Annotated in this window: 2 protein-coding genes; both read right to left on the reverse strand. The window is 36.1% G+C overall.

All coding sequences use genetic code 11. The annotated features are described in order from the left end of the window. Window positions 1-330: 330 nt before the first annotated feature. Window positions 331-3,681, reverse strand: coding sequence for a DEAD/DEAH box helicase family protein (locus tag HT669_RS10515; protein WP_050222954.1), 3,351 nt, complete (start codon window positions 3,679-3,681; stop codon window positions 331-333). A gap of 29 nt (window positions 3,682-3,710) precedes the next feature. Next, window positions 3,711-4,760: a restriction endonuclease subunit S gene (locus tag HT669_RS10520; RefSeq protein WP_050251632.1), complete on the reverse strand. Its 1,050-nt coding sequence runs from the start codon at window positions 4,758-4,760 to the stop codon at window positions 3,711-3,713. Between the last annotated feature and the right edge of the window lie 38 nt (window positions 4,761-4,798).

A 4,798-nucleotide genomic window follows, 5' to 3' on the forward strand; every position in this document is an offset into this window, starting at 1 on the left:
ATCTACAACCTCAAAACCATGTTTTGAGCAGCCTGCGGCTAGTTTGCTCTTTGATTTTCACTGAGTATTCCTTCATTTTCTCCTGCAATTGAATTCTTGCTCGGCTTTTTGTTTTCTATTTCTTTAAAATCAAAGTAGCTCTTTTATAATAACTCGATCAACAAACATCGTGGTACAAGTATCTACTTTGAAATTTATCAACCACTTAACAACTGATACTGTATTCTAGGAAAACGATGACATTCTTCCTAATAAAACTTCTCATATATAGCATAAATTTCTACTCTTTTTAATTTTAAATGAGTCTCAGTATGGCAATCACTTTAGAATTTAAGCCACTTCTCCAGCTCGATCATTGATGAGCTCAATGGTTTGAACAATATTACGAAGTACTGGTAGTTGGTGTTGAAAGAGTAGTTGAACAGATCCATGAGATTTAAATGGCTCTTGCGTTAACACTTTCATCTCTAAGCAACCATTTTCTACAATGTAGTCTACAATCAATTTTACAAATGAAATCTGCCTAGCATTAAGGTTCTCATCCGACAAAAATTTAGAAAAAATACGATTGGCAGACTCTCTATCTAAGCCAATAATCTCACGCACCAATCTCGGAATTGCCTTATTTTCATAATGATGTTGGTAGTCTGATTTGCTACCTAATTTTTCCCAGAGCAATTTTTCAAGTGCAAGCACATCATCAGATGTCAACTTTTCATTATGGTATAGCTTAGAAATGGACTCTTCATCCAGATGAGTTTTCAAATAATGCTCAACTTTTTCATTATAAGATCGAAGATCGTTGACCTGCAAAAATGCTGTGGTCTCGTGAACAGTGGAGAGTATACGATCTTCAAAGTTAACATAGTAGGGTTTACGGTCTGTTTTATCCAAAAACTGTAATAAATCTCGAATAGCAAGACGAATTTTTTCCAAATCAGACAAGCTAACTTCTTTCCAAAATTCAGGCTCCTGTACTTTCCTGATAATTTCAACCTGCTCAAAAACCTGCGGGATATTGCCAATAGCAGAAAGAGCTCTAGCCGTCTTCATCACTTGGGAAATATGAACAGTGGAAGATTTAGCTGTCAGTTGCCCCAACTGAATATGAAGTAAGCACAAATCAAATCTCCTCGCCATCTCATCTTCTTTATCTTCATCAAATAAAAGCGGAGAGAGATTTTTTTGAATAGTTTCACTTGTAACAGCAGTTAGATTCTGCCAACTTTCCAATTTCCTATAGCTATAAACTGTATCTAAAACCATACGAACCCTGAAGTCTAACTCATTTAAGCTCTCTATACGACCTTGAAGTTCTGAAACAAGCTCCTGACGGTATGCTCTCGCAAACTGATCTTCTTGGTATTGGAGTCCCTGAAGTTCTCGAATCAAGTCCACTTTGATATTAAATAAACGCTGAGTCAACGAAACAATGTGACGACCCTCTCCATCTCTTGGATCTGCACGAAAATAATCAAAATTGTCCCCATAATCAAATACCAAAAAGTTTTCCTTATCCTGCTCAGGTCCAAATAAATCTTTACATAGACGGGTTCCTCGACCAATCATCTGCCAAAACTTAGTTTTAGAGCGTACTTTCTTGAAGAAGACTAAATTCACAACCTCTGGTACATCAATACCTGTATCTAACATATCGACAGAAATCGCAATTTGAGGATACTTCTCCTTAATTTTAAAATCATCAATCAAGGTCTGATAATGCTTAATACTATAATCAATTACCTGAGCATAGTCGCTCCCTTTTTCAGGATAGCGGTTGTTAAAAATACCTCTGATATATTCCGCATGATCATGATTTTTAGCAAAAATAATAGTTTTACCAATTTCATCACCCGAGGCTGTCTGAATTCCTCTTGTCATGAGTTCATTTAAAACAATTTCTACTGTACTTTTATTGAAAATAAAGGAATTAAATACACTCCCATCAATATCTTTTTCACAGCTATCGTCTTCAAATTTGCTATCAAAATGTTCCTTTTCTTCTTCAGACAAATCATCATAATGTAGACCATCCGTAGGTAGTTTCAGTTTGGTTTCGATAGAATGATAGGCTACTAAATATCCGTCTTTAACAGCCTCTTCCAAATCATATGCATATGTTGGAACCCCATTCTCCAAATTAAAGAATCCATAGGTGTTTTTATCTAAATCTTGACGAGGAGTAGCTGTTAAGCCTACAATCCTTGCATCAAAATAATCAAAAATGGACTTGTATTTCTGATAAATAGAACGGTGAGATTCGTCAATTATGATAAGGTCAAAATGCCCAACAGTGAAAGGACGTTGATTTACTTCTTCTTGACCACTAATCGCTCCAATCATGGTCGGATAAGTTGAAAAGACCATGCGACTTGATTGAGCTCCTTCTTTATCTTCTAAGAAGTTACAAACGGAAAGATCTGGGAGTAATTTTCTAAACGAATCATAGGCTTGCTTAACCAAGGAAGTTCTATCGGCTAAGAAGAGAACGTTTTTTACCCAGTTATGACGTGATAAGATATCAACTAGAGAAACTGCTGTACGAGTTTTCCCAGCCCCAGTTGCCATAACCAAAAGTGCCTGTCTACGATGATTAGAGAAAGCTTCACAAACGCTTGCAATCGCATGTTTTTGGTAGTAACGCCCGGAAATATCGTCCCTAATTTTACTAGAAATATCCTCAAGTGGTTTTTGAAGATGACGTCTATCCATCACTAATTGCAATTCTTCTTGAGAGTAAAATCCTGCAATCTGGCGGCGGTTCGGACCATCAAGTATATAGTGCTTCAACCCATTTGTAATAAAGCAAATTGGCTGATAGCCGATATGTTTCTCCAAAGCTTCAGCATATTCTTTGACCTGTACTTCCCCTACTTCTGGATTGACAGAGGCTTTTTTAGCCTCCACAATCGCTAAAATTTTCCCATTTTTACCATAAAGTACATAGTCACAGTAACCAATTCCTGAACCGTGCTTGAGACCATCAACAGCTATCTCAACACGACAGTTTTCTTCAAATATCCATCCTGCTAGACGGAGATCGATATCAATAAAGAGTTTTCTTGTCTCTGCCTCAGATAATTGATCAATATGGAAAGGCACATCTTGCCGTTGCGCTGCAGTCTCACGTTTTTCAGTATAAGTCTCTTGAACTTCTACGGACTGAGCAGCCATCTGTTCATGAAAATCAGGCAGTTCTGGTAAACTGTCTTGTAACTTTATCATAGATTGTGGAGTTTCTCGGTATTTGATGTTTGCTGAAAGTGGTAAGCACTTCTCATCAAAATAACGCTCCACAAACTCATTGCTGTAACAATAATCGATAAAATTAACAAACTGATACAAATGATGCAAAGCTAAAATCGCTTCTCGTTCCTTAATTTCACCACCATGAGCAGCATGGTTTCCCCACCGAATCAACAGAACTATCTGCTTGTGGAGTTCAGAATCTACGATATCCCTAAAATCATCATCCCATACTAAAGAAGATAGAGTAGCACGATAGGGAGCTTCTAAATATGAATCGTGACTATATATCCAATGGACAGCCTGCTCTAAAGCACGACGCGCCATAAAGGCAGTAGCCACAGTTGATGTAGCAATCATATTCTCAGCTTCAATGCAAGGTTTTGAAAAAGATTCATATTCGTCATTTTTTAAAAGAAAGCTAAAATTTCCCATTTTTTTCTCACTTTAAACAAATAGTTTAGCTATATTATACTAAATTTCAAGCTATTTCTCCACACTTTTATAGCTATCTCACAAGCAAATTGTGATTTGTCGACCAGGGCTACAAAGTCTGCGAACTCATTTTGGAGGGCTAGAGGGGGGAGGATATATTTCTGATTTTCTAATGGTTTTTGAGTTATCTTTGGTTGACCTGAGAAATCAGCAAATTTACTAAAATCAATTACTTTCATTAATTCTAATAAAAATACAAGATTGAAATCGGAATTCTTAAATTCTTTTATATATATAGCATTGTCACTTATCCATACCTTACCGTGGGTAGTTCTTACATTACCACAATATGCACCTACACGACCAATGATGATAGTAGGATTATCAATTAAATATTTTCGACTTTTCCAAGCAATGCCATTTCCACCATAGGCAGGATAACCTTCAAAAACTCTATCATGTTTATCAAGAAATTTTCCACTTGAAAATTTAAAACACTGTTGTCCCGTTTTTACTGCAAATTTCTTGTTATTATTTAAAGGATCCCCAAACATCTCGTTAAATCGGGATTTTACAAGTAGATTAAGCTCTTCAAGTTGTTCTTGTCTCCTTAAAATCAGCTTGCTTAACAAATCCAGCTCACTTGCAATTCTTTGTTGCTCTCCCAAATTTGTATATGGAACCATAATATTATCAAAATATTTTTTAGTTAAATGTTTCATTGTGGAACCATGAGTATGTTTTACAGCATCTTGTAAACCTTTTTCAACAACATATTTAAAATACGATTTATCTATATCTATCTTATCAAAAACCACTTTAAAAATGTGCTGATTTAACACTGCGGATCTTCCACACCACTGAAAAACCCCTAATGTACCCGACCACGAAATAAGGATATCACCAGCTTCAACAATGTATTTTTTATCAATCGTACCCGAATAATAATTTATCTCTGTTGAAGTTTTAGTCAGATTCTGTATTCTGATAATCTCTCTCCCTTCAGATGACCAATCTTGAGGTTTAAAAGCATAGCCATTGATAAAAGTAGCCACTTCCCCTAATTTCACTTTCTTCATGCAACCACCTCCTCGGAATATCGGGATTTGCTTTTAAG

The sequence above is a fragment of the Streptococcus sp. 2100 genome (genome assembly GCF_013276335.1).
GTDB classification, from domain to species: Bacteria; Bacillota; Bacilli; order Lactobacillales; family Streptococcaceae; genus Streptococcus; species Streptococcus pseudopneumoniae.